Annotated in this window: 21 protein-coding genes and 1 pseudogene; 12 read left to right on the top strand and 10 right to left on the bottom strand. The window is 72.2% G+C overall.

Features of this window, described 5'->3' with window-relative positions:
- Positions 1-5 precede the first annotated feature (5 nt).
- Entirely contained in the window at positions 6-770 is a 765-nt protein-coding gene (locus AB0J87_RS44855) for an SDR family oxidoreductase (RefSeq protein ID WP_363977004.1), read from the top strand.
- A 27-nt stretch (positions 771-797) separates the two neighbouring features.
- Complete coding sequence (locus AB0J87_RS44860; protein WP_363977007.1) at positions 798-1,688, top strand: alpha/beta hydrolase; 891 nt, start codon at positions 798-800, stop codon at positions 1,686-1,688.
- A gap of 4 nt (positions 1,689-1,692) precedes the next feature.
- On the opposite strand, the gene AB0J87_RS44865 is transcribed toward AB0J87_RS44860, so the two are convergent.
- The 3 genes from AB0J87_RS44865 to AB0J87_RS44875 form a co-directional block, all read right to left on the bottom strand.
- Positions 1,693-2,112 (bottom strand): hypothetical protein, encoded by a 420-nt coding sequence (locus tag AB0J87_RS44865; RefSeq protein WP_363977010.1) that lies wholly within the window; start codon positions 2,110-2,112, stop codon positions 1,693-1,695.
- A gap of 71 nt (positions 2,113-2,183) precedes the next feature.
- On the bottom strand, positions 2,184-2,414 hold the full coding sequence (locus tag AB0J87_RS44870; RefSeq protein ID WP_363977013.1) for a hypothetical protein: 231 nt from the start codon (positions 2,412-2,414) through the stop codon (positions 2,184-2,186).
- Between the two features lie 88 nt (positions 2,415-2,502).
- Positions 2,503-4,314, bottom strand: coding sequence for an amino acid transporter (locus AB0J87_RS44875; protein WP_363977016.1), 1,812 nt, complete (start codon positions 4,312-4,314; stop codon positions 2,503-2,505).
- Positions 4,315-4,668: 354 nt separating this feature from the next.
- Here AB0J87_RS44875 and AB0J87_RS44880 point away from each other — a divergent pair, with 354 nt between their 5' ends.
- Positions 4,669-5,685: a hypothetical protein gene (locus tag AB0J87_RS44880; RefSeq protein ID WP_363977019.1), complete on the top strand. Its 1,017-nt coding sequence runs from the start codon at positions 4,669-4,671 to the stop codon at positions 5,683-5,685.
- 48 nt (positions 5,686-5,733) lie between these two features.
- On the top strand, positions 5,734-7,683 hold the full coding sequence (locus tag AB0J87_RS44885) for a histidine kinase (RefSeq protein WP_363977022.1): 1,950 nt from the start codon (positions 5,734-5,736) through the stop codon (positions 7,681-7,683).
- Here the strand turns inward: AB0J87_RS44885 and AB0J87_RS44890 are convergent.
- A complete protein-coding gene (locus AB0J87_RS44890) occupies positions 7,680-8,288 on the bottom strand; it encodes a response regulator transcription factor (RefSeq protein WP_363977025.1) in 609 nt (202 codons plus the stop codon). The two genes, AB0J87_RS44885 and AB0J87_RS44890, sit on opposite strands and share 4 nt — an antisense overlap.
- 90 nt (positions 8,289-8,378) lie before the next feature.
- Here AB0J87_RS44890 and AB0J87_RS44895 point away from each other — a divergent pair, with 90 nt between their 5' ends.
- Both AB0J87_RS44895 and AB0J87_RS44900 read left to right on the top strand, forming a co-directional pair.
- Positions 8,379-9,110, top strand: a complete 732-nt coding sequence (locus AB0J87_RS44895) for an ABC transporter ATP-binding protein (protein ID WP_363977028.1) — start codon at positions 8,379-8,381, stop codon at positions 9,108-9,110.
- Positions 9,110-11,443, top strand: coding sequence for an FtsX-like permease family protein (locus AB0J87_RS44900; RefSeq protein WP_363977572.1), 2,334 nt, complete (start codon positions 9,110-9,112; stop codon positions 11,441-11,443). The genes AB0J87_RS44895 and AB0J87_RS44900 overlap by 1 nt, the downstream gene beginning before the upstream one ends.
- Positions 11,444-11,453: 10 nt before the next feature.
- Here AB0J87_RS44900 and AB0J87_RS44905 read toward each other — a convergent pair whose 3' ends face one another.
- The 4 genes and pseudogenes from AB0J87_RS44905 to AB0J87_RS44920 form a co-directional block, all read right to left on the bottom strand.
- The gene (locus tag AB0J87_RS44905; RefSeq protein ID WP_363977031.1) at positions 11,454-12,422 is read right to left on the bottom strand and encodes a DUF2332 domain-containing protein; all 969 of its coding nucleotides are present in this window, start codon (positions 12,420-12,422) and stop codon (positions 11,454-11,456) included.
- A gap of 56 nt (positions 12,423-12,478) precedes the next feature.
- A complete protein-coding gene (locus AB0J87_RS44910) occupies positions 12,479-13,150 on the bottom strand; it encodes a polysaccharide lyase family 7 protein (RefSeq protein ID WP_363977034.1) in 672 nt (223 codons plus the stop codon).
- A 9-nt stretch (positions 13,151-13,159) separates the two neighbouring features.
- On the bottom strand, positions 13,160-13,603 hold the full coding sequence (locus AB0J87_RS44915) for a polysaccharide lyase beta-sandwich domain-containing protein (RefSeq protein WP_363977575.1): 444 nt from the start codon (positions 13,601-13,603) through the stop codon (positions 13,160-13,162).
- A gap of 18 nt (positions 13,604-13,621) precedes the next feature.
- Positions 13,622-15,500 (bottom strand): annotated as a pseudogene (locus tag AB0J87_RS44920) (polysaccharide lyase 8 family protein); the annotation flags it as partial.
- 127 nt (positions 15,501-15,627) lie between these two features.
- On the opposite strand from AB0J87_RS44920, the gene AB0J87_RS44925 reads away from it, so the two are divergent.
- The 3 genes from AB0J87_RS44925 to AB0J87_RS44935 all read left to right on the top strand — a co-directional run bounded on the left by AB0J87_RS44925 (position 15,628) and on the right by AB0J87_RS44935 (position 17,813).
- On the top strand, positions 15,628-16,647 hold the full coding sequence (locus tag AB0J87_RS44925) for a LacI family DNA-binding transcriptional regulator (protein WP_363977037.1): 1,020 nt from the start codon (positions 15,628-15,630) through the stop codon (positions 16,645-16,647).
- Between the two features lie 111 nt (positions 16,648-16,758).
- Positions 16,759-17,211, top strand: a complete 453-nt coding sequence (locus AB0J87_RS44930) for a VOC family protein (RefSeq protein ID WP_363977040.1) — start codon at positions 16,759-16,761, stop codon at positions 17,209-17,211.
- Positions 17,212-17,297: 86 nt separating this feature from the next.
- Positions 17,298-17,813: a DinB family protein gene (locus tag AB0J87_RS44935; protein WP_363977043.1), complete on the top strand. Its 516-nt coding sequence runs from the start codon at positions 17,298-17,300 to the stop codon at positions 17,811-17,813.
- On the opposite strand, the gene AB0J87_RS44940 is transcribed toward AB0J87_RS44935, so the two are convergent.
- Positions 17,807-18,244: a GNAT family N-acetyltransferase gene (locus AB0J87_RS44940; RefSeq protein ID WP_363977046.1), complete on the bottom strand. Its 438-nt coding sequence runs from the start codon at positions 18,242-18,244 to the stop codon at positions 17,807-17,809. The two genes, AB0J87_RS44935 and AB0J87_RS44940, sit on opposite strands and share 7 nt — an antisense overlap.
- Before the next feature lie 23 nt (positions 18,245-18,267).
- Positions 18,268-19,380 carry an ROK family transcriptional regulator gene (locus AB0J87_RS44945; protein ID WP_363977049.1) on the bottom strand — a complete coding sequence of 371 codons (1,113 nt, stop codon included), beginning with the start codon at positions 19,378-19,380 and terminating at the stop codon, positions 18,268-18,270.
- Positions 19,381-19,470: 90 nt separating this feature from the next.
- Between AB0J87_RS44945 and xylA the strand changes: the two genes are divergently transcribed.
- The 3 genes from xylA to AB0J87_RS44960 are packed head-to-tail and all read left to right on the top strand — an operon-like array spanning position 19,471 to position 22,459.
- Positions 19,471-20,622, top strand: coding sequence for a xylose isomerase (xylA, locus tag AB0J87_RS44950; RefSeq protein ID WP_350732653.1), 1,152 nt, complete (start codon positions 19,471-19,473; stop codon positions 20,620-20,622).
- Positions 20,619-21,362 (top strand): sugar phosphate isomerase/epimerase, encoded by a 744-nt coding sequence (locus AB0J87_RS44955; RefSeq protein WP_363977052.1) that lies wholly within the window; start codon positions 20,619-20,621, stop codon positions 21,360-21,362. Before xylA ends, AB0J87_RS44955 begins: the two co-directional genes overlap by 4 nt.
- Complete coding sequence (locus tag AB0J87_RS44960) at positions 21,359-22,459, top strand: Gfo/Idh/MocA family oxidoreductase (RefSeq protein WP_363977055.1); 1,101 nt, start codon at positions 21,359-21,361, stop codon at positions 22,457-22,459. The genes AB0J87_RS44955 and AB0J87_RS44960 overlap by 4 nt, the downstream gene beginning before the upstream one ends.
- The last annotated feature ends 120 nt before the right edge of the window (positions 22,460-22,579 follow it).

The raw sequence follows: 22,579 nt of genomic DNA on the forward strand, positions 1-22,579 counted from the left end.
AGAAGATGGGCGTTCTGGCGGGCAAGACGGCGCTGGTCACGGGCGGGTCGCGAGGCATCGGGCGGGCGGTGGCGCTGCGGCTGGCCGCCGAGGGCGCTCTGATCGCCGTCCACTACGGCGGGAACGACGTGGCGGCCAAGGAGACCGTGGGCCGGATCGAGGAGGCGGGCGGCCAGGCGTTCGCCGTCCGCGCCCGGTTCGGCGAGGCGGGCGCGGTGGACGAGCTGTTCGAGGGGCTGGCCGCCGGGCTCGCGGGACGGGGGCTGGACGTCCTGGTCAACAACGCGGGCATCGGCTCGGCCAAGCCGATCTCGCAGACCACCCCGGAGGAGCTGGACCGGGTGCTGGCGATCAACGTCAGCACGCCGTTCTTCGTGATCCAGCGCGCGCTGCCGCTGCTGAACGACGGCGGCCGCATCATCAACATGGGCTCGACGGCCAGCCGCTTCGCGGTCACCACGCAGATCGGCTACACCATCAGCAAGGCGGCGCTCGCGTCGATGGCCCCGACCCTGGCCAACGAGCTCGGCAGGCGCGGGATCACGGTGAACACGGTCGCCCCCGGCGCGGTGCGGACCGACATGACCGCGGGCTACACCTCGATCCCCGAGGTGGTGGCCGGGCTGGAGTCGATCACGGCGCTCGGGCGGCTCGGCGAGCCGGAGGACGTCGCCGACGTCGTCGGCTTCCTGGCGGGGCCGCAGGGCCGGTGGGTGACCGGCCAGACCATCGACGTGTCCGGCGGCACGTACCTCGGCCCTCTCACCTGACCTGGCGTTTCAACCACAGGAGTTCTCATGAGCCAGAACATCACGCCCCCGCTGGGCCGCCGCTACGAGGTCGGAGGCAGGCGGCTGTTCCTCGACCGCGCCGGCGCCGGCGGTCCCGCCGTCGTCATCCTGCCCGGCGCGGCCGCCATGGGCCTGGACTACCTCAACCTCCACCAGCAGGTCGGCACGTTCACCACCAGCGTGATCTACGACCGCGGCGGCACCGGCTGGAGCGACCCCACCCGGCTGCCGCGCACCGCCGCCGAGGCCGCCGACGAGCTGTACGACCTGCTGCGGGTCGCCGGCGTTCCGGGGCCGTACGTGCTGGTGGGGCATTCCCTGGGCGGGCTGCACGCGCGCCGCTTCGCCCAGCTCCACCCCGACGAGGTGGCCGGGCTGGTCGCCCTGGACATCCTTTACGAGGAGTGGGACGCCTACGTGCCCGAGCCGTTCCGGCTCACGCAGGCGCAGGCGCTCGACGAGACCGTCACCGAGATCCCGGCCGAGCTGGTCGAAGGCGCGCGGGCCCTGCTCAACGGCATGTTCGCGAGCTGGCCTTCTGACATCCGCGAGGCCCTCGTCGCCCGGCACCTGGACCCCGCCGCGTTCGCCGACGGCATGCGGGAGCGCGCGAACCTCGCCGAGCTGGCCGAGGAGGTCAGGAACGGCGGCCAGGTGCCCGACGTGCCGCTGATCGCCTTCACCGCCCAGGGCATCGACCCCGGCCAGGAGCTGTACCTGCCGGCCGAGATGCTGCGCCGCCAGAACGAGGCCAAGCGCGCCATGTACACCGACCTGGCCGCCTCGGTCTCCCGCGGCGAGAACCGCGTGCTGGAGAACGCCTCGCACAGCTGGATCCACATCGAAGGGGCCGACGCCGTCCTGAAGGGCATCCAGGACCTGATCGAGAAGGTCTGAACCGTCACTGCGCCTCGTGCGGCAGCTCCTCGGGACGCCCGTGTAATCGCCCGAGGATCACGGGGGCACGACGGAGGTCCGCCCGCATCAGGCGGTGCCGGCGGCGGGCACCGCACACGTATCCCCAGGCGCAGCCCACGAGCGCCACGGCGGTGAACGCGGCCAGCCGGAGCAGGTCGTCGGTTCCGAAGGCCAATTGGCCTTGGGGATGCGCCAGAAAGCCCGTTGCGAAACACCACGACATCGCGCCCGTCGCCAGTGCGGCGAAATAGCGCCGCACCCAGGCGCCGAACACGCCGACCGCCACCGCCATGACGACGATGCGTGCCGTGGCCTCGGAGAAAGCCAGCGCGGCGACGACGCAAGCGCCGACCGCCCACACGAACCCGGCCGGAAGCAGCATCTCCACAGGACGCCCGCGCATCGACCATCCTTTCTGTGGGAGCAATTTCATAAAACCCGCCCGGGCCCGCGGGGGCGATATCTTCTACGGCATTACTTCGCGCACGCCACGGCCGTTGACGCGTTATTCACGCGGTGCGGCGGCCGGTCAGGCACGCGCTTCGCGGGCCTGAACATCGTGCCCGCCGGGTCGATGACGACGCCGATGCCCTCCGCGGGCAGCGCGGTCTTGTACTGCTTGTGCACGGTGCGCCGGGAAGTCTGGTCGGCATGAGCGACGGCTGGGCGCGACTCGCGCGCCGAGTACGTACGCGGGCGCCGCAAGCCGGCGAGTACGTACGCGGGCGCCGCAAGCGAGCCGGCCGTGACGTACCTGGACGAGCTGGCGGACCTGGAGGCCGCCGCCCCATGGTCAGCCCACGTGGACGCGCGGCCGCCGCTCCGGGTCCGGCTCGGCCTGGCGCAGCACCTCCCTGGTCACCGGCGGCACGTCGCCGCCGCCGAAGACCAGGTACCGCAGCATCGCGACGGCCGGATTGCCCTCGGTCCAGTGGAAGTAGATGTGCGGCACGGAGCCGGTCCGGTCGCGCAGATGCAGCAGCAGCGCGGCCAGCGCGTTCGGCACCGCGGAGGTCTCGACCGACAGGATCTTGTGGCCGTACCGCTCCTCCCCCTTGACGTGCAGCTCCGACTCGAACTCGGAGGCGTCCGGCACCGTCGCCTCCACGAACAGGACAGGCTCCGCGGGACGCAGCCGGTGGGTGACCCACGCCTCGCGCAACTTGTCGTTGTACTCGGCCTGGTCCCGCTCGTGCGGCTCGTTGGCGATCACGTGGATCTCGCCGCACGCCGCCTCGTTGACGAACTGCTCGGCCAGCGGGTCCAGGTGGACCGCCGTGACCCGCAGCTCGGTGGAGCGGGTGGCGCGGGAGATCAGCGAGAGGCCGACGATGCTCGCGATGAAGAACGAGGCGATCTTGACGCCGTCCGGCCGCTCGAAGACGTTGTCGATCAGGGTGTAGGCCAGGACGAACGAGATGAGCGCGAACCCGGCCATGGCCCTGCGCTGGCCCTGCTTCCCGGCCGACAGCGTCACCGCGACCGCGGCCGAGAGCATGAGTACGAGCACGCCGGTGGCGTACGCGCCGCCCTGGGCGTCCACGTCGGCGTCGAAGATGATCGTGATGGCGAACGCGATGACCGAGAACACCAGCACCAGCGGCCGGATCGCGCCCGTCCACTCCGGCGCCATGCCGTACCGGGGCAGGTAGCGCGGCACCAGGTTGATCAGCCCGGCCATCGCCGAGGCCCCGGCGAACCACAGGATCGCGATCGTGGAGATGTCGTACACGGTGCCGAACCAGTTGCCCAGATATTCGTGCGCCAGGTAGGCCAGCGCCCGGCCGTTCGCCTTGCCGCCGGGCTCGAACTCCTGGTGCGGGATGAGCACGGTGGTGACGAAGCTGGAGAAGATCAGGAAGACGCTCATGATCAGCGCGGCGGTGGTGAGCATCCGCCTGGTGCCCTTGATCCGCTCCTGGATCTCGCCCTTGACCACCGGCATCACCGCCACACCGGTCTCGAACCCGGACAGGCCCAGCGCCAGCTTCGGCATGACCACGAGAGACAGGCCGATCATGGCCAGCGGGCTGGAGAAGTCCAGGCTCAGCGCGCGTTTCCAGTCGACGACCACCTGAGGGGCCTCCAGCACGTGCACGATGGCCGTCGCGACCACGACCGCGTTCAGGGCCAGGTAGACGAAGACGAGCACCACGGCGATGCCGATCGCCTCGGTGAAGCCCATCAGGAACACGCCGCCGAGCAGGGCCAGCAGCACGAGCGTCACGATGACCCGCTCCCCGGCCAGGAAGCCCGGCACGAACGGGTTCTCCAGGATGTGGGCGGTCGCGTCCGCCGCCGACAGCGTCATCGTGATCACGAAGTCGGTGGCCGCGAAGCCGAGCAGGACCAGCACGAACAGCTTGCCCCACCACTGCGGCGCCAGCTTCTCCAGCATCGCGATCGAGCCCTGCCCGTACGGGCTCTCGACCGCGACCCGGCGGTAGACCGGCAGCGCGCCCAGCAACGTGAGCGCCACCAGGAACAACGTGGCCAGCGGCGAGAGCAGCCCGGCCGCCAGCGCCGCGATGCCCGGCTGGTAGCCCAGCGTGGAGAAGTAGTCCACGCCGGTCAGGCACATCACCCGCCACCACGGGTGCTTCACATGAGGACCGTGCTCGATCTGCTTCCGGTCGGTCTGCAAACCCTCCAGCAACCAGGAACGCAGCGTCCCTTCCGTGGGGGCCGGCCTTTTCGCCAGCACCATAACGGTCACCCCTCCGAAATGGCCGCATAAATACGCATCGCACACTATCCAGGCCAAAGAGGTGATTAGCCTGGTCAGGGCGTCAAGAAAACGTATAAATCGGAGACTGACCAGTACAGTCTCGGCACTATCGGCCCGGCCGTAACAAGATGCCCGGTTCGTGACGAGGTCATGCCTGGCCGGTGATCACGTCTCTGGTTGGGCAGGCCGCTGACCAGCAGAGTTGCACTCAGTCGATGTGAAGGAGTCGTCATGGGTGCCCTGCTGCAGCGCCGGGACTTTCGCAAGGCCACGTCCGCGTGGCATGGTCCGCTCAGCTACTGCGCGGCGGCGATGGCGGTGCTGGCCGTCGGCTGCGCGATCGGGCTCGCGGTGGACGGGCGGACGCTGATGGGCCAGGGGGTGTGGCTCAAGCCGATCAAGTTCGCGATCTCCCTCGGGCTCTACGCGCTCACGCTGGCCTGGATGATCGGCCAGGCCCGGCGGTGGCGGCGGACGTTGTGGTGGCTGGGCACGGTGACCGTGGGCGGCTTCCTCCTCCCGGAGATCACGGCCATCACCTTCCAGGCGGCACGGGGCGTGCGCAGCCACTTCAACTTCGCCACCGGGCCGGACGAGACGGTGTTCATGATCATGGGTGGCGCCGCGTATCTGGGCTGGCTGCTGACCTTCGCGATGGGGATCCTCCTGATGGCGCAGCGCCGCCTGGACCGGGCGATGGCGTGGGCGATCCCGCTGGGGCTGGCCATCTCGCTCGCGGGCATGTCCGTCGGCTACCTGATGACCGCTCCCACCCCCGGTCAGGCGGAGGGGCTGGCCAGGGGGCTGAGCCTGACCACGATCGGCGCGCACAGCGTCGGCGCGCCCGACGGCGGCGCCGGCATGGCGGTCACCGGGTGGGAGACCGGCGCGGGCGACCTGCGGGTGGCGCACTTCGTCGGCCTGCACGCCCTGCAGGTGCTCCCGCTGGTCGCGATCGGCCTGCGCCTGCTCGCCCGGCGCTTCCCGGTCCTCGCGGGCGCCGGCACCCGTACCGCGCTGGTGGTCGTCGCCGCGCTCGGGTACGCGGGGCTCACGGGGCTGGTGCTGTGGCAGGCGCAGCGCGGGCAGGCTCTCGTCCACCCCGACGCGTCGACGCTCGGCGCCGCCGCCGCTCTCGCCGGGCTGGTCTCGGTCTGCGCGGCCGCCGTCCTGGCCGTCTCCGCCCGCAGGCCAAGGGCGTCGGCCGGGCGGCGCGTCCCCGCCGCCGCGGTCGGGACCTCCGCCTGATCCCCGGCACCCGGCGTCTCCTAGGCTGCTCGGGTGCACAAGCGGGCGATGCTGATCGTTGTCGTGGTGTTCGCGGGCTTCGCGAGCATCTACGTGGCCGCCGGTTCGCCCCTGGCGCTGGCCGTGTTCGGGGTGCAGGTCGCCTTCGCCCGGTGGCGGTCGTGGTGGCTGGTCCCCCTCCAGGCCGTCCTGGCGTACGGGTCGGTCCTGCTGTCCGGCTCCTCCGTCGGCGTGCTCGGCTTCGTCGGCGGGACGTTGCTGCTGACCCGGCTGTGGCCGCTCGCCCTGGCGGTGGCGGCGAGCGCCGCGCTGCTCGGCCCCGCCGACCCGGTGATCAGCATGGTGCTGATCTCCCTGGTCGTCTACGGCCTGACGAAGATGATCGACCGGATCGACGAGGTGAACGCGGCCAGGCTCGCGCTGGCGGTGACGGCGGCGGCCGAGGAGCGGCTGCGCATCGCCGCCGAGCTGAGCGCGGGCCTGGGCAGGGCGCTGGCCGCGATCGCCGACGGCGCCCGGACGGGCGAGCCCGACGTGGAGACCGCCCGCCGCTCGCTGGCCGAGGCCAGGGCCGCGGCGGCGAGCTACCGGGCCATGTCCCTGGCCCCCGAGACCACCACCGCAAAGGCCATGCTGACCGCCGCGGGCGTCACCGTGGACGTGCGCGTCGGGCACGCCGAGCCGCTGGGTCCCGCGGGAGCGCTCCTGGCGGCGGTGCTCCGGGAGGCCGTGACGGAGATCGTACGGCGGCGCACGGCCACCACCTGCCGCATCGAGACCTTCACGGAGGCGGGCACGGTACGGCTGCGCGTCTCCCACGACGGCGCGCGCACGGCCGGCGACGAGAGCCTGGGCGACCTGCCGGCCCAGGTCGAGGAGGCAGGCGGCACGCTCACCGTCGGGCTCACCGACGAGGCCCTGGTGACGGTGGAGGCGAGGCTGCCCGCCACGGTCACCGAGCCCGTGCCCGACCCGGGTGGCAGCGTGCTGCCGATGGCGCTGCTGGCGGCCGTGCTGGTGGGGTTCTCGGCCAAGGCGCTGCTGGTGGCCGGCTCGCCGTGGCCGGCGATCCCGCTGGCCGTCATCGTCTTCATGCAGCTGCGATCGGTCGAGGGGCGGCACCCGGTGGCGCTGTCGATCATGGCGGTGCTGACGTTCGCGCCGATCCCGCTGTTCGGGCAGGCGTGGCTGGGTGTGGCGGGGTTCCTGGCGGGGCCGATCCTGCTGGCCTTCCCGTGGGCGGCGGCGCTGCCGCTGGTGGCGGCCATCGTCGCGGTGGTCGCGGCGGCCGGCGTGCTGCTCGGCCTGCCGGTCCCGCTGATCGTCAACTACCCGATCAGCACGGTCGTGACCGGCCTGGTCGTGTACGGGCTGCTCAAGCTCGCCCAGCTGGCCAGGGAGCTGCACGAGTCGCAGGACGGCCCGGCCCGCGCGGCCGTCGTCGAGGAACGCCTGCGCGCCGCCCGTGACCTGCACGACCTCCTCGGGCACACCCTGGCGGCGATCCTGCTCAAGAGCGAGCTCGCCCGCCGCCTCGACGCCGAGCGGGCGCGCAAGGAGCTGGACGACGTCCTGTCGATGACCGAGCAGGCGATGCGGGACCTGCGGACGGTGTCGGGCGGGCACCGGGAGCTGTCCCTGGCCACCGAGGCGGAGTCGGCCCGTTCGCTGCTGGCGACCGCGGGCATCGACGTCCTGCTCGACCTGGGCCACGACACCCTCGCCGGGGAGGCCGACACCACGCTCGGCATCGTGCTCAGGGAGGCCGTCACCAACGTCCTGCGGCACAGCTCGGCCCGCCGGTGCACGATCACGACGTCCGTACGGGACGGCGCCGTACGGCTGAGCGTGCGCAACGACGGGGCACGGGCCGCGGAGGGACGCCGCGGCTCGGCCGGGATCGGCAACCTCACCACCCGGCTGACGGCCCTCGACGGGCGGCTGGCCGTGTCCCAGGAGGACGGCTGCTTCGAGCTGACCGCCACGGTCCCGATCTAGATCCAGCCCGCCTCGGTGGCGATGCGTACGGCGTCGGTGCGGTTGCGGGCGTTGAGCTTGGCGACGATCGCGGTGATGTAGTTGCGGACGGTCCCCGCGGTCAGGAAGAGCTGGCCCGCGATCTCGGTCGCCTCGGCGCCCGCCGCGACCAGCCGCAGGACGTCGGCCTCGCGCGAGGTGAGCGGGTTGTCGGCCAGGTTCCACGCGGTGCTGGCGAGCGACGGGTCGAGGACCCGTTCGCCCCGCGCCACCTTCCTGATCGCGCCCGTCAGCTCCTCCGGCGAGGCGGTCTTCAGGATGAAGCCGTCCACCTGGGAGGCGAGCGCGCGGCGGAGGTGGCCCGGCTTGCCGTGGCCGGTGAGCATGAGCGTGCGGCAGCCCGGCAGCTTCGCGCGCAGCTCGCCGGCGGCGTCGAGGCCGTCGATCGCGCCGGGCATGTCGACGTCCAGGACGGCCACGTCCGGCTTGTGCACCAGGGCGGCGGAGACCACCGCGTCCCCGGACTCGACCGCCTGGACCACCTCGATGTCGGGCTCGATGCTGATCAGGGCCACGAGCGCCTCCCTGATGACGTGCTGGTCCTCGGCCAGGAGAATGCGGATCACCTGACCATTATGTCCGGATCATGATGAGGTCATGGCGGGGTGGTGACCGGCTCTCTGGTGGCTGAAAGCGCAGATCAGCAGGCTTGAGGCATGACAGAGGCAGTGCGGTTGGACGCGGTGAGCAAGGTGTACGGCAGGGGCCGGAGCGCGGTGGCGGCCCTGCGCGAGGTGTCGATCGCCATCCCCCGGGGCACCTTCACCGCCGTCATGGGCCCCTCGGGCTCGGGCAAGAGCACGTTCCTGCACTGTGCGGCCGGGCTCGACGTCCCCAGCTCGGGATCGGTACGGCTGGGCGGCACCGACCTGGCGGGCATGGACGAGAACGCGCTGACCGAGCTCCGCCGGCAGCGCGTCGGCTTCGTGTTCCAGGCCTTCAACCTGGTCTCCGCGCTGACCGTGACGGAGAACATCACGTTGCCGCTCATGCTGGCCGGCGCCCGGGTCGACCAGGGCTGGCTGCGGGAGGTCGTGCACCGGGTGGGCCTCGACGGCCGTGCCGGGCACCGCCCGGCCGAGCTCTCCGGCGGCCAGCAGCAGCGCGTGGCGATCGCCAGGGCGCTGGTGACCAGGCCGGAGGTGGTGTTCGGCGACGAGCCGACCGGCGCGCTGGACACGATGACCGCCCGCGACGTGCTGACCCTCCTGCGGGAGGTGGTCTCCGGGCTGGGCCAGACCGTGGTGATGGTCACCCACGACCCGGTGGCGGCCTCGTACGCCGACAACGTGCTGTTCCTGGCCGACGGCCGGATCGTGGACGCGATGGCGGCTCCCACCGCCGAGAAGGTGGCCGGGCGCATGACCGGGCTGGGGGCGTGGAACTGATGATCTCCTTCGCGTTGAGGATGCTCCGCCACCGCAAGGCCGGGTTCGCCGGCGCGTTCGTGGCCCTGCTGTGCGCGGCGGCTCTGGTGACGGCGTGCGGGATGCTGCTGGACACGGGCCTGCGCGGCGGGGTGGCGCCCGAGCGGTACGCCGGCGCCCCCGTGATCGTGGCGGGCGACCAGTATGTCCGGCAGGCCAAGGAGAGCGGCAAGGAGAAGGCCAAGCTCCTGTCCGAGCGCAGGTGGATCCCGGCCTCCCTGGCGCAGGATCTCGCCCGCGAGCCCGCAGTGACGAAGGTGGTCACCGAGGTGACCTTCCCCTACGCCGGGTTCACCGCCCACGGCTGGGAGTCGGCCGCGCTCACCCCGTTCACGCTCGCCGAGGGGCGCGCTCCCAAGGCCGCGGACGAGGTGGTCGTGGACGCCCGCCACGCCGGCCGGGCGATCCCCGGCCACCGCGTGGTGGGGGTGACCGCGCAGGCGCTGCCCGGCCAGGACACGATCTTCTTCGCCACCGGCGAGGCCCGCCGCCTGGCCGGACGTGAGGGCCTGGTGACGGCGATCGGCGTCTGGCCCGGGGTCGAGGTCGCCGTCAAGGGCGCCGTGGCCTACACCGGCGACGAGCGCGGCGCGGTCGAGTTCCCCGAGGCGGAGAACGCCCGGGTCAAGCTCATCAGCCTGGGCGGCGCGCTCGGCGGCACCTCGCTGCTGGTGGCGATCCTCGTCGTGGTGGGCACGTTCGCGCTGTCCATGCAGCAGCGCCGGCGCGAGATCGCCCTGCTGCGGGCCGTCGGCGCCCTCCCCGGGCAGGTCAGAAGGCTTGTCGGCGGCGAGGCCCTGCTCATCGGCGCGGTCGCCGGGGCGCTCGGCTCCGGGGCCGGGATCCTGCTCGGGTTCTGGCTGCGGTCCAGGTTCGTCGACCTGGGCGCGATGCCGGCGAACCTGCGGCTGGTGGTCAGCCCGTTCCCCCCGATCGTCGCGGTCCTGACCACGCTGGTGGCCGCGTGGGTGGCGGCGCGCGTCTCCGCCCGCCGTACGGCGCGGATCAGGCCGGTGGAGGCGCTGGGAGAGACGGCGATGCCCGCCGCCGGGATCCCGCCGGTGCGGCTGGTCGCGGGCCTGCTCGCTCTGGCCGGCGGCGTGGTCCTGACGATCGTGCTGTCCGGCCTGAACACGGAGGCGGCCTCCAGCTCGGTCACCATGCTGACCGCGCTGGTGTGGACGATCGCGGTCGCCCTGCTCGGGCCGGTGGTCGCGCGGGCGGTGACGGCGCTGCCGCTGCGCGCGCCCGGCGTGGCCGGCTATCTCGCGCGCAAGAGCCTGCGTGCCGGCACCGGACGGCTGGCCTCGGTGATCGTGCCGCTGACTCTGATGACGGCGATGACGTGCACGATCCTGTTCGTGCAGACCACCATGGGACACGCCGCGCAGGGCGAGCTGAGCGCGGGCGTCAGGGCCGACCGCGTGCTCGGGCCCGGCGCCTCGGCCGCCGCCGCGCGCCAGGTGCCCGGCGTGCGTGCCGTCACGGAGGTGCTGCGCACGTCGGTAAGGATCGACCTCGAGAAGTACGCCGTCCAGGCCGTCACGCCCGTCGGCCTGGACCGGACGATGGATCTGGACGTGGTGGCGGGCTCGCTGGACGGGCTCGGCAACACGTCGGCGGCGATCAGCCGCACCGCCGCCGACCGCCTGGACGCCGCCCTGGGAGACCGGCTCAAGCTGGTGCTCGGCGACGGCACCCCCGCCGAGGTGCGGGTCGTCGCGATCTACGCCCGCGGTCTCGGCTTCGGCGACCTGACCCTTTCCCGGGAGCTCGTCGCGGGCCACGTGGACGACCCGCGGGGCACCGTCCTGGTCTCCGGCGGGGACCGGGAAGCGCTCCGGCGGGCGTCCGGCGTGCCGGTGCTCGACGGGGCCGGGGCGGCGCAGGTGGAGAGCCCCAACGCGGCGGTCACGTACGTCGCCATGGGCCTGATCATCGCCTTCTGCGCGATCGCCGTGGTCAACACGCTGGCCATGTCCACCCTGGCCAGGTCCAGGGAGCTCGCCCTGCTGCGGGTGGTGGGCACGACGCGGCGGCAGGCGGCGCGGATGCTGCGCGCGGAGACGCTGACGGCGACGGTCGTGGCGGTGGCCCTCGGGACGGCGATCTCGCTGGTGACGCTGGCCGCCTTCAGCGCGGGGATGACGGGCTCGGCGCTGCCGTACGTGCCGCCGGTCGCGTACCTCGCGGTGGTCGCCGCCGTGGCGGCCCTGGCGCTGGTGGCCACGGCCGTCCCGGGCAGGTTCGCGCTGAGCTCCCGCCCGGCGGACACGCTCGCGTCGCGCGAGTGAGGGCCAGGTCTCAGGCGGGCAGCCAGCGGAGCCAGCCGCCGTGCATCGCGGAGAACGCGACGGGACGCCCGTCGAGCGCGAGCGCGTAGGTGAGGACGTCCGTCGGCGGCCGCTCGCGGAGCTGGGCGTCCACGCCGGGTAGGACGCCCGGGTCCTCCTGGGCGATCCAGTGGCCGGCGAGCCGTTGGACCTGCTCCACGAACGTGGCGCGCCCGTCGTCCGGCACGTAGTAGAGGACCGCGGTGTGGTAGACGACGAGCGTGGCGTGCTCGGGCGCCTGGGCGGCCACCTCGCCGACCAGCGCGTTGAGGTCTCCCCGCACGATGCGGGGCGGATCCCGGCGCGCCACGTCGAGGGCGGTGTCCAGGCGCCGCAGGCGGTCGTCCTGGCCGGGCCAGACCAGCGTCCGGAGCCACCGGACGTCGTCGGGGTCGGTGACGTCGAGGGGGTTGAGGTCGATGCCGGCCCGCCAGGCGACGGTCACCTCGCCGAGCGGATCGGCGAAGGGCGACTCGCCCTCGGTGTGGCAGCGCAGCCGCAACGGGCTGTCCACGTCCCCCGCCAGGCGTCCGTCGTAGTCGTAGCCGTAGCGGTCGGGCAGCAGGCACAGCCCGGCCGACGCGCCGACCTCCAGCAGCGCCAGCGGCTGCGGGAGCGAGGCGAGCAGCGGGTAGAGACCGGCGCACCGGGCCGCCTCGTTGGTCTGGGTACGGCGGGCGAGCATCGTGGCGACGACCGCGTCGCGGTGGTCGAGCACGGACCGGCGGAACTCCTGGTAGCCGGCGGGCGTCCCCGCGACATACCGGGCGGCGGCGAACAGCAGGTTGGGCTGCCGCTTGGCGGGCGGGAGGCCGGACAGCAGCGCGATCAGGTCGGGGTCGTCGGCCACCCCGGAGGCGAGCTGCTCGTACAGCGGCGACGAGCCGCGGGCCTCCCTCGACGCGAAGCGCCGGTACTGTTCCGCGGTCGTCGGCTCCATGATCGGCACTCTAACGAGGCGGCCCGCCCCTGGGAACGGAGCGGGCCGACCGGGTGTCACTTGCGATAGGTGTGGATGTTCTTGAGGTAGTTGTCGCTGCGCGCCGACATCCCTGCCCGGCCGTAGAGGCCGGCCTTGAAGTAGTGGGTGGCCGCCCCGCGGTCGTTGAAGCTGGTGCGGTACTGGCGGTTGACGAAGATGTGGATCTTGCCGATGCCGGTCTCGTGGACGACGTTGAGCCGGATGTACTTGTCGTACACCGGGGCGTAGATCTGCGTCGTGGAGTCGTAGTAGTTGATGCTGTCGGTGTTCATGGCCAGCGTCATGAACGCCGTCGCCGACGTCGCGCCGCCGAAGACCTGCATGACGCACATCCGGTGCGTGCCCGCCCCGATCTTCATGTCGCACTCGAACTGCGCGTCCCCCGAGGTGTAGTCGTTGTGGAAGCGCAGCTCGCTACGCGGGCCCGAGTCCTGGCCGGGGAAGGTGCTGGGGTCGGTGTCGTACACCCAGAAGTGGTGCTCGCCGGTGGCGGCGTCGTACGTGTGGCGGGTCCTGTCGGGCGGCTGGTGGACGGAGTAGCTGGGGAAGATCTCCGTCCAGCCGGAGCCGATGGGGCCCGCCGCCTGGGCGGCGGCGGCCCGGGCGGGGGCGCCGCCGAGGAGCGGGACGGCGAGGCCGGCCATCGTGCCGCCGAGCAGCGCGCGGCGGCTGGGTGCGTGATCCATGCGTTCCTCCTAGGTGTGGAGCCGGAGTACGGCGGAGTGGGTGTGACCGCGGGTGCCGCCGACCGCGACGGAGACGGCCCACCGGGCGGGCCCGTCGGCCGTCCGGACCAGCCGTACGGTGTCGTCGCCGCTCTCGACCGACTTGACCGGCCAGGGCAGCGTGACGGACACGGTCTGCGCGGTGCGCGAGGGATCGGACAGCGCGACGCGCAGGGTCGGGCCGTGGCGGCGGATCAGCAGCGAGCACGGGCCGTCCGCGGTGATCGGGCCGTCGGGGGTCCGGACCGTGCCCGCCTGCCAGAAGTTGACCGCGTGCAGCCGCAGCCGCCCGCACCGGACGGCCTGTGCCTGAGCGGTGTTGGCCAGCACCTCGACGGCCGGCCCGGCGGCGTAGCGGGCGGTGGCGGCGGCCGAGGCGCCCGGCAGCACCGCGTAGGCGTAGCCGGCGTCCACCGGGTTCGTGCCGTGGTCGAGGAGGATGGTCGTGTACGTGCGGGTCCGCGGCGTGGTGTCGCCCTTGGTGGTCGGCCCCTGGTCGATGTCCCACCAGGTCCCGGTGCGCGTCTCACGCAGCACCTCGGCCCTGGCGCGGTCGAGCAGCACGTAGCCGCCGGTCCCGCCGAGATGCGCCCAGCCCCTGCCCTGGGCGGGCGTGGCCTCGCTGTTGCGGTTCTTCCACGACCGTCTCGATCCGCCGCCCGTCGGAGGCGGTGATGCCGGCGCCGAGCGCGATCACCGAGTCGTCCAGCAGGAACCAGGACTTCTTCGCCCGCAGCGTGCTCCCGTCGGCGACCAGGTCCATGCCCGCGGCGCCGAGGCCGTCGAGCGCCACGCCGCCGGTCCATTTGGCGGGCGGCAGGTAGTTCCTGCCGTGCGGGATGTCCTCGCGCCGCCGGGTGTCGACGGTGGTGCCGGGCATCCGGTACGGATCGACCGTCGGCCAGTGGTCGGCGTTCCAGTGCGACAGGTCCTCGGTGTAGAGGTAGGTCATGCCGTCGCCGGTGTACCAGCCGTGCAGGTTCTCCAGGTTGATCCCCTCGGCGGCGCCGATCCGCTCCGAGCACATCGAGATCGCGTACGCCCAGGTGGGCCGCCGGTGCACGACGCGGTCCATGTCGGCGAAGACGTACGTGCCCTCCGTGCGCGGCCCCGTCGGGACGGCGGCGTCGCCCAGGATGGCCTTGGCCTGCCGCACGGCGGGCAGTCCCGCCCTGGCCAGGAACGGGTGCACGGTGTTGCGCGTCACCCAGCCCTTGATGACCGGCCGCCACCGCTCGGCGTAGGCGCGCGGGGCGCCCTCCAGCAGGATCAGGATGCCTTCCAGCGCCTTCTGCCCGGCGTCCGTGTCGCGCCAGCCCTGCACGCTGATCTGCCGGCCGCGGACCATGTCCATCATCAGCCCGTCGTAGATCACCGGGATGAACGACCGGTCCACGATGTCGAAGACGTTGACCACGTCGGGGTCGGCGATGTCCCACGGGGAGCCGGCGTAGAGGGTGATCAGCCGGGCGACGCCGTCGAGGTGGTCGGTGCCGTACGCGCCGGTGTACGGGTAGAACTCGTGCTGGATGAACGAGCCGTCGCGGTAGAAACCGTCCCGCGGGCCCTCGGTCAGCTTGAGCAGGCTCCACCTGCCGCCGCCGAGCTTGTCCGAGATGCCGTCCCTGGCCAGCTCGATCGCGGTCGCGTCCCTGGTGAGCACGCCGCGCATGGCCACGGCCATGGCCTTGTTCGTGCGGTTCGCCCCGGTCTCGGTGATCGTCGCGTTGCTGATGCGGTGGTCGGCGTCCGGGCACCAGCGCAGCAGCGGCCTGAACCAGACGTCCAGCCGGCCGGCCGGGATGCCCTCGTGGAGGAGCGCGCAGGTGTCGGTCAGCGAGCGCGGCACGCCGATCTCCCACCAGAACCAGTTGCTGTTCTGCCGTTCGAGCCGCTCGTTGTAGGCGTGCTCGTACAGGAAGTCCAGCGCGCTCACCACGTCGGCGGCGAACGCGGGATCGCGGTGCATCCGCGTGCCGGGCGTCGCCCAGCCCAGGGCCATGCCGCGCACCTGGCTGTAGGCCCGGCTGAAGTTCCCGGTACGCGGGTCGTCGAGCGGCAGGCCCGGCCACAGGCTCGGGCGGGCCGGATCCGGACTCATCGACGCCCGCAGCGAGGCGGCGGCCGAGTCGACGGCGGCCACCTTCGCGGCGAAGTCGGGGTCGCCCGGGTCGAACGCGCCTCCCGCGATCATGCCGGTCCACCGCAGGCGGGCCGCGTCGAAGGCGTCCTCCGCGCGTGCCGGGGCCACCAGGCCCAGGGTGGCCGCGGCAGTGGCGGCGGTGAGGAAGGTGCGGCGGGTGAGGGCCATGTAGAGTCCCCCAAAGGGTTTGCGAAAGGTTGCGAAACATCAACCTGCCGGAAACGTAGGCGAAACGTCGGATGTCGTCAAGGGCTTGCCGGAGACGGCAGACTTAGGGGACGGGAGGATGTGAACAGTGGACGACATCACGACGGAGCGGCGGAGCACGATGGCCGACATCGCGGCTCAGGCCGGCGTCTCGGTCTCGACCGTGTCCAAGGTGCTGCACGGGAGGTCGGATGTCTCCGCGAAGACCAGGGGCAAGGTCCAGCGGCTGCTCGGCCAGCACGGCTACACGCTGCCCGGCCGCTACGAGCACCCCGGCGGCCTGATCGAGTTCGTCATCAACGAGCTGGACAACCCCTGGGCGGTGGAGCTGATCCGCGGCGCCGAGGAGGCGCTGCAGGCCGAGGGCATGGGCCTGGTCGTCTCGGCCGTGCACAAGCGGAGCAACCTGGCCCGCCAGTGGCTCGACGACCTCGGCACGCGCGGCTCGCTCGGCGCGATCCTGGTCATCTCCGAGCTCTCGGCCGACCAGGAGCGCGAGCTGCGGCGGCTGGGCATCCCGTTCGTGGTGGTGCAGCCGTCCGTGGACGAGGGCCCCGACGTGCCGTCGGTCGGCTCGACCAGCTGGAACGGCGGCTTCACCGCGACCAGGCACCTGATCGAGCTCGGCCACCGGCGGATCGCGATGATCACCGGTCCCGCGCACCGGCTGACCTCGCGGGCCCGGCTCGACGGCTACCGCGCCGCGCTCGACCAGGTGGGCATCGAGGTCGACCCCGCCCTGATCCGGCACGGCGACTACAGCCACGAGCCGGCCTACCACCACGCCATGGAGCTGCTGGACCTGCCCGACCGCCCCACGGCCGTCTTCGCGGGCAACGACATCCAGGCGCTGGCGACGTACCGGGCGGCCCACGCGCGCGGCCTGCGCGTGCCGGAGGACCTGAGCGTGGTCGGGTTCGACGACCTGTCCTTCGCGCAGTGGATCGCCCCCACGCTCACCACCGTGCGCCAGCCCCTGGCCAACATGGCGGCCATGGCCGCCCGCATGCTGATCCAGCTCATCAACGGCCAGGAGCCCGACACGCCGCGGGTCGAGCTGGCGACCAGCCTGGTGATCCGCGAGAGCACCGCGCCGGCGCCTGGTTAGCGGCCTGCGGGTGGCGCGTCAGAAAAAAAGCGAAAATCCGGTGTCCGGTCTGTCGATCCGGCCCAGGGGAGTTCGACGCGTTGGCGAGAGACCTCGTAGGAAGGAAACGCCATGCAGAAGATCACCACGTTCCTCTGGTTCCACGACCAGGCCGAGGAGGCCGCCGGGTTCTACACCTCGCTCTTCAAGGACTCGCGCGTCCTCGAGGTCACGCCCGGGCCCACCGGGGCGGCCATGGTGGTGACGTTCGAGCTGGCCGGGCAGCGGTTCATCGCGCTGAACGGCGGCCCGGAGTTCACGTTCACCGAGGCCGTCTCGCTCTACGTCGACTGCGACTCGCAGGAGGAGGTCGACGAGCTGTGGGCGAAGCTCACCGAGGGCGGCGAGGAGTCGCAGTGCGGCTGGCTCAAGGACAAGTACGGCCTGTCCTGGCAGATCATCCCGCGCCGCCTCCAGGAGCTGATCGGCGACCCCGACCCCGAGCGGGCGCAGCGCGCCGCCAAGGCCATGATGGGCATGAGGAAGATCGACGTCCAGGGCCTGGAGGACGCGGCCAACGGCTAGGCGCGGATGGGCGGGCCGTCCCGGCCCGCCCATCGCCGGGAAAATGCCGTGCGGGCAGGGCGATCACTGAAGTAGCGTCGGCGGCCATGAGCCTCCCGCGCGTACGCCCTCCCGCCGTCGCAGACGAACGTACCCAGCTCATCGGCTGGCTCGACCTGCAGCGCGCGCTCGTGCGGTGGAAATGCGAGGGCCTGTCGGAGGAGGACGCCCACCGGCCGGTCCTGCCGACCTCGCCGCTCATGACGGTGGCGGGCCTGGTCTCCCACATGCGCTGGACCGAGCACTGCTGGTTCGAGGTCCTCTTCCTGGGCCGCGACTCGGCCCCCAATCCGCAGTTCGACGAGACGGCGGAGGACCTCGACATGCGGGTCGAGGGCGTCCCGCTGGCCCGGCTCCTCGACGAGTTCGAGCAGCAGTGCGCGGTCTCCAACGAGATCGTCGCCGCCCACTCGTTCGACGACGTGGGCGAGTTCCCCGGCTTCAGCTCCAACGCCGCCACCCTGCGCTGGATCCTGATCCACATGGTCGAGGAGACCGCCAGGCACGTCGGCCACCTCGACACGGTCAGGGAGCTGCTCGACGGCGCCAAGGGCTACTACTGAGCCAGCGGCTTCTCGTAGCAGCGGGTCAGCGGGGCGTCCACGTACTTCCCGTACGGCTCGATCGGCCGGTACGCGCACCGCTCGTACAGCGCGATGGCCTCGGGCTGCCGCAGCCCGGTCGCCAGCCGCAGCCGCCGGTAGCCCAGGTCCCAGGCCAGCCCCTCCAGCGCGCCCAGGATCGACGTGGCGATGCCGCGCCCGCGATACTCGGGCAGCACGAACATCCGCTTGAGCTCCCCGGTGAGGTCGTCCACGGGCTGCACGGCGCCGCAGCCGACGGCCCGGCCGTCCACCGACGCCACGAGGAACCTCGCGCCGTCCTTGACCTGCGAGCGCCCCTCGGGCCCGTAACGCGCCACCAGCTCCGCGAACGCCGCGTCGAGCAGTTCGGTCAGCTCGCCGTCCTCGGCGGCCCGCTCTTCGATCAGCATGCCGATATGGTAGAGATCGCCCCTTACAGGCCGAGCATCTGGGCGGGCTCGGCGATGACCTGCTGGATGATCAGCCCCGCCGCGCCCAGCACGGCGGCGTCCGCGCCGATGCCGGAGACCACGAGAGCGGGCGGCGTGCCCCGCATGTGGCCCAGCCGGGTGCCCAGCCCCTCCGCCACCGGCCCTTCGAGCCAGGGGAAGAGCGGCGCGTAGATCCCGCCGAGCACGATCCGGCCCGGGTCGAGCAGGTGCACGGCCGAGGTGAGCGCCACGCCGAGCGCGTGCCCGGCCCGCCCGCACGCCTCCAGCGCCCGGCGCTCCCCCGACTCCAGCCGCGTGACCAGCTCGGACACCGAGGGAAGTGGCCCCAGCAGGGCGTCCTGACCGGCGTACACCTCCAGGCAGCCCCGCCCGCCGCACCTGCAGGCGGGCCCGTCGGGCACCACGACCACGTGGCCGAGCTCGCCCGCCAGCCCGAACGTCCCCCTGAACACGGTGCCGTCCACCACGAGCCCGGCCCCGATGCCGATCTCGCCGGACACGTAGAGGAAGTCCGTCTCCCGCGAGCCGAACCACAGCTCGCCGAGCGCCGCCAGGTTCGCCTCGTTGTCGATGACGAAGGGCAGGTCGACGAGGTCCGGCACGCGTACGTCCCGCCAGCCCAGATGCGGCGCGTTGCGCAGCACCTCGCCCTCGACCGTCCCGGGCACGGCCAGGGCGGCGCCGATGACCCGCAGCCCGGCCAGCTCGGCCTCGGCCGTGGTCTCCTTCACCAGGTCGCGCAGGCTCCCGAGGATGTCCACGGGGTCGGAGTTGCGGTTGTCGGCCGGCCGGGTACGGCGCAGCCGCACCTCCCGGGTCAGATCGACGACGCACGCGGCCAGGTAATCGATGTTGATCTCCAGCCCCAGCGTGGCGACCCGGTCGCCGCTCAGGCTCACGGCCACGCCCGGCCGCCCCCGCTCGCCGCCCCGCACGGCCCCGCCCTCGGCCACCGCTCCCGCCTCGATCAGGTCGGACACGAGGCTGGACACGGTGGTCTTGGTGAGCCCCGTCATCTCGGCGAGCGCCGCCCGGGTGTGCGGTCCTGATCGGTGGATGGCGCCCAGGACTACGGCCAGGTTACGGGCGCGCATGGAATCATGCCGGACCCCTCTTGACGCCGCCATGCCTGCCTCCTCAGGATTATGTACAGATTATGGACTAATCCCGAGGAGCGCACACAAATGACTGATTTCATCCCCACCCCGACCGACCAGTTCACCTTCGGCCTCTGGACGGTCGGCTGGCAGGCGCGCGACCCCTTCGGCGACGCCTCGCGGGCGCCGCTCGACCCGGTGGAGACCGTCCACAAGCTCTCGGAGCTGGGCGCGTACGGCGTCACGTTCCACGACGACGACCTGCTCGCCGTCGAGCCCGACCGGGACAAGGCCATCGCCGCGTTCAGGAAGGCCCTGGACGAGACCGGCATGAAGGTCCCGATGGCCACCACGAACCTCTTCACCCACCCGGTCTTCAAGGACGGCGCGTTCACCAGCAACGACCGCGACGTCCGCCGGTACGCGCTGCGCAAGGTGATCAGGAACATCGACCTGGCCGCCTCGCTCGGCGCCAAGACGTACGTGTGCTGGGGCGGCCGCGAGGGCTCGGAATCGGACTCGGCCAAGGACGTCAAGGCCGCGCTCGACCGCTACAAGGAGGGCCTGGACATGCTGTGCTCGTACGTACGCGAGCGCGGCTACGACCTCCGCTTCGCCCTCGAGCCCAAGCCGAACGAGCCCCGCGGCGACATCCTCCTGCCCACGATCGGCCACGCCCTGGCGCTGATCAACGAGCTGGAGCACCCTGAGATGGTGGGCCTCAACCCCGAGGTCGGCCACGAGCAGATGGCCGGGCTCAACTTCGTGCACGGCATCGCCCAGGCGCTGTGGCACGGCAAGCTCTTCCACATCGACCTCAACGGCCAGCACGGCCCCAAGTACGACCAGGACCTGATCTTCGGCCACGGCGACCTCAAGAGCGCCTTCTTCCTGGTCGACCTGCTGGAGAACGGCGGCTACGACGGCCCCCGCCACTTCGACTACAAGCCGCTGCGCACCGAGGACGCCCAGGACGTGTGGGACTCGGCGGCCGCGAACATGCGCACCTACCTGATCCTCAAGGAGAAGTCGCGGGCCTTCCGCGCCGACCCCGAAGTGCAGGAGGCCCTGAGTGCCTCCCGCGTGGACGAACTCGCCCAGCCCACGCTTGCGCCGGGCGAGACCTGGGCAGACCTGGCCAAGGACGACTTCGACCCCGAGGTGGCCGCCGCCCGCGGCTTCCACTTCACCCGGCTCAACCAGCTCGCACTCGAGCACCTCCTGGGGGTACGCGGATGACGAAACCGATCAGTGTCCAGCTCTACACCGTCAGGGACGCGCTGGCGGCCGACCGCGACACGGTGCTGAGCCGGATCGCCGAGATCGGCTACCGGTCCGTCGAGCCCTACGACCCCACGACGGACCCCAAAGGCTTCCGCGAGGTCGTGGACGACCTGGGGCTGACGGTGTCGAGCACGCACGCGTACGCGCTGCTCAGCAAGGACCCGTCGGAGGTCTTCGACGCCATCGCCACGGTCGGCACCGACCTGGTGATCATCCCCGGCGGCATCGAGCACGAGGAGTTCACCACGCGCGACGGCCTGTCGCGCACGGCCGATCTGCTGAACGGCTTCGCCGAGCAGGCGGCCCGGTACGGGATGCGGATCGGCTACCACAACCACTGGTGGGAGATCGAGCCCGAGATCGACGGCCGGCACGCCATCGAGGCGCTGGCCGACCTGCTCGCTCCCGAGGTGTTCCTGGAGATCGACACCTACTGGGCGGCGGTGGGCGGCGCGGACGTGCCGGCGCTGCTCGGCCGCCTCTCCGACCGCGTCCTGGCGCTGCACGTCAAGGACGGCCCGGTGGTCAAGGGCGAGCCGCACACCGCGGTGGGCCGCGGCGTCATGGCGGTGCCCGAGATCCTCGACGCCGCACCCGACGCCTGGCGCATCGTCGAGCTCGACGAGTGCGCGACCGACATCTTCGCCGCTCTCGCGGACAGCCACGCCTACCTCACCTCCCTGGAGGGCTCTTGAGCAACGGCCCCATCGGCGTCGCCCTCATCGGCGCCGGGAACATCAGTGGCCAATACCTTCGAAACCTCACCTCCTTCCCCGACGTCCGCGTGCTCGGCCTCGCGGACATCGACACCGAGCGGGCCGCCGCGGTCGCGGCCGAGTACGGCGTCCCCGTGTCAGGCACCCTCGCCACCGTCCTGGCGGTGCCCGAGGTCGAGATCGTCGTCAACCTCACCGTCCCGTCCGCGCACGCGGCCGTCGCGCTGGAGTCGCTGCGCGCCGGCAAGCACGTGTACGGCGAGAAGCCGCTGGCCATGAGCGTGGACGAGGCCGCCAAGGTCGTGGCCGAGGCCGACAACCTGGGCCTGCGGGTCGGCGGCGCCCCCGACACGTTCCTGGGCGCCGGGCTCCAGTCGGCCCTGCACGCCCTACGCTCCGGCCTCATCGGCGAGCCGGTCGCCGTCACGTCCGCCATCCAGAACCTGGGGCCGGAGTCCTGGCACCCCAACCCCGAGTTCTTCTACCAGCCGGGCGGCGGCCCGCTCTTCGACCTCGGCCCCTACTACCTGACGGCCCTGGTGTCGCTGCTCGGGCCCGTCACCCGGGTGGCGGCCGACACGCGCAAGGCGCGGCCGCACCGCGTCGTCGGCTCGGGGCCCAAGGAGGGCCTGGTCTTCCCCGTGGACGTCCCGACGCACGTCAACGCGCTGCTCGATTTCCCGGGGACGGCGACGGCCGCGGCCACGTTCAGCTTCGACTCGCCGGTCCCCCGCCGGATGATCGAGATCATCGGCACCGAGGGCGCGCTGTCGCTCCCCGACCCCAACACCTTCGAGGGCCCGTTACTGGCCCGGGGACCGCGCGATGCGGACTGGCGCAAGCTGCCGGTGTCGGGCACCACGGCCGGGCGCGGCATCGGCGTGCTCGACCTGGCCAGGTCGCTCCGGGCGGGCACGGGGCACCGGGCGTCGGGGGAGCTGGCGTACCACGTGCTCGAGCTCATGTGCGCCATCTCGGAGTCGGGCGAGCGCGGTGAGTTCCTGCCCATCGCCTCCACCTTGACCGCTCCGGACCCGCTCCCCGCCGACTGGGACCCGCACGCGGCGACCCTCTAGCGACCCTGCCCACCCGCCGCCCCGCCGCTCGTCGGCGGTGGGGCGCGGGCCGTCCGGGACTGGCGACACGGAGGGTTTGGTTGGTAACGCGTTGGCTTGGGTGACGCGGAGCCGCAAGAA

The sequence above is a fragment of the Nonomuraea sp. NPDC049625 genome (assembly GCF_040675285.1).
In the GTDB taxonomy this organism is placed as follows: domain Bacteria; phylum Actinomycetota; class Actinomycetes; order Streptosporangiales; family Streptosporangiaceae; genus Nonomuraea; species Nonomuraea angiospora_A.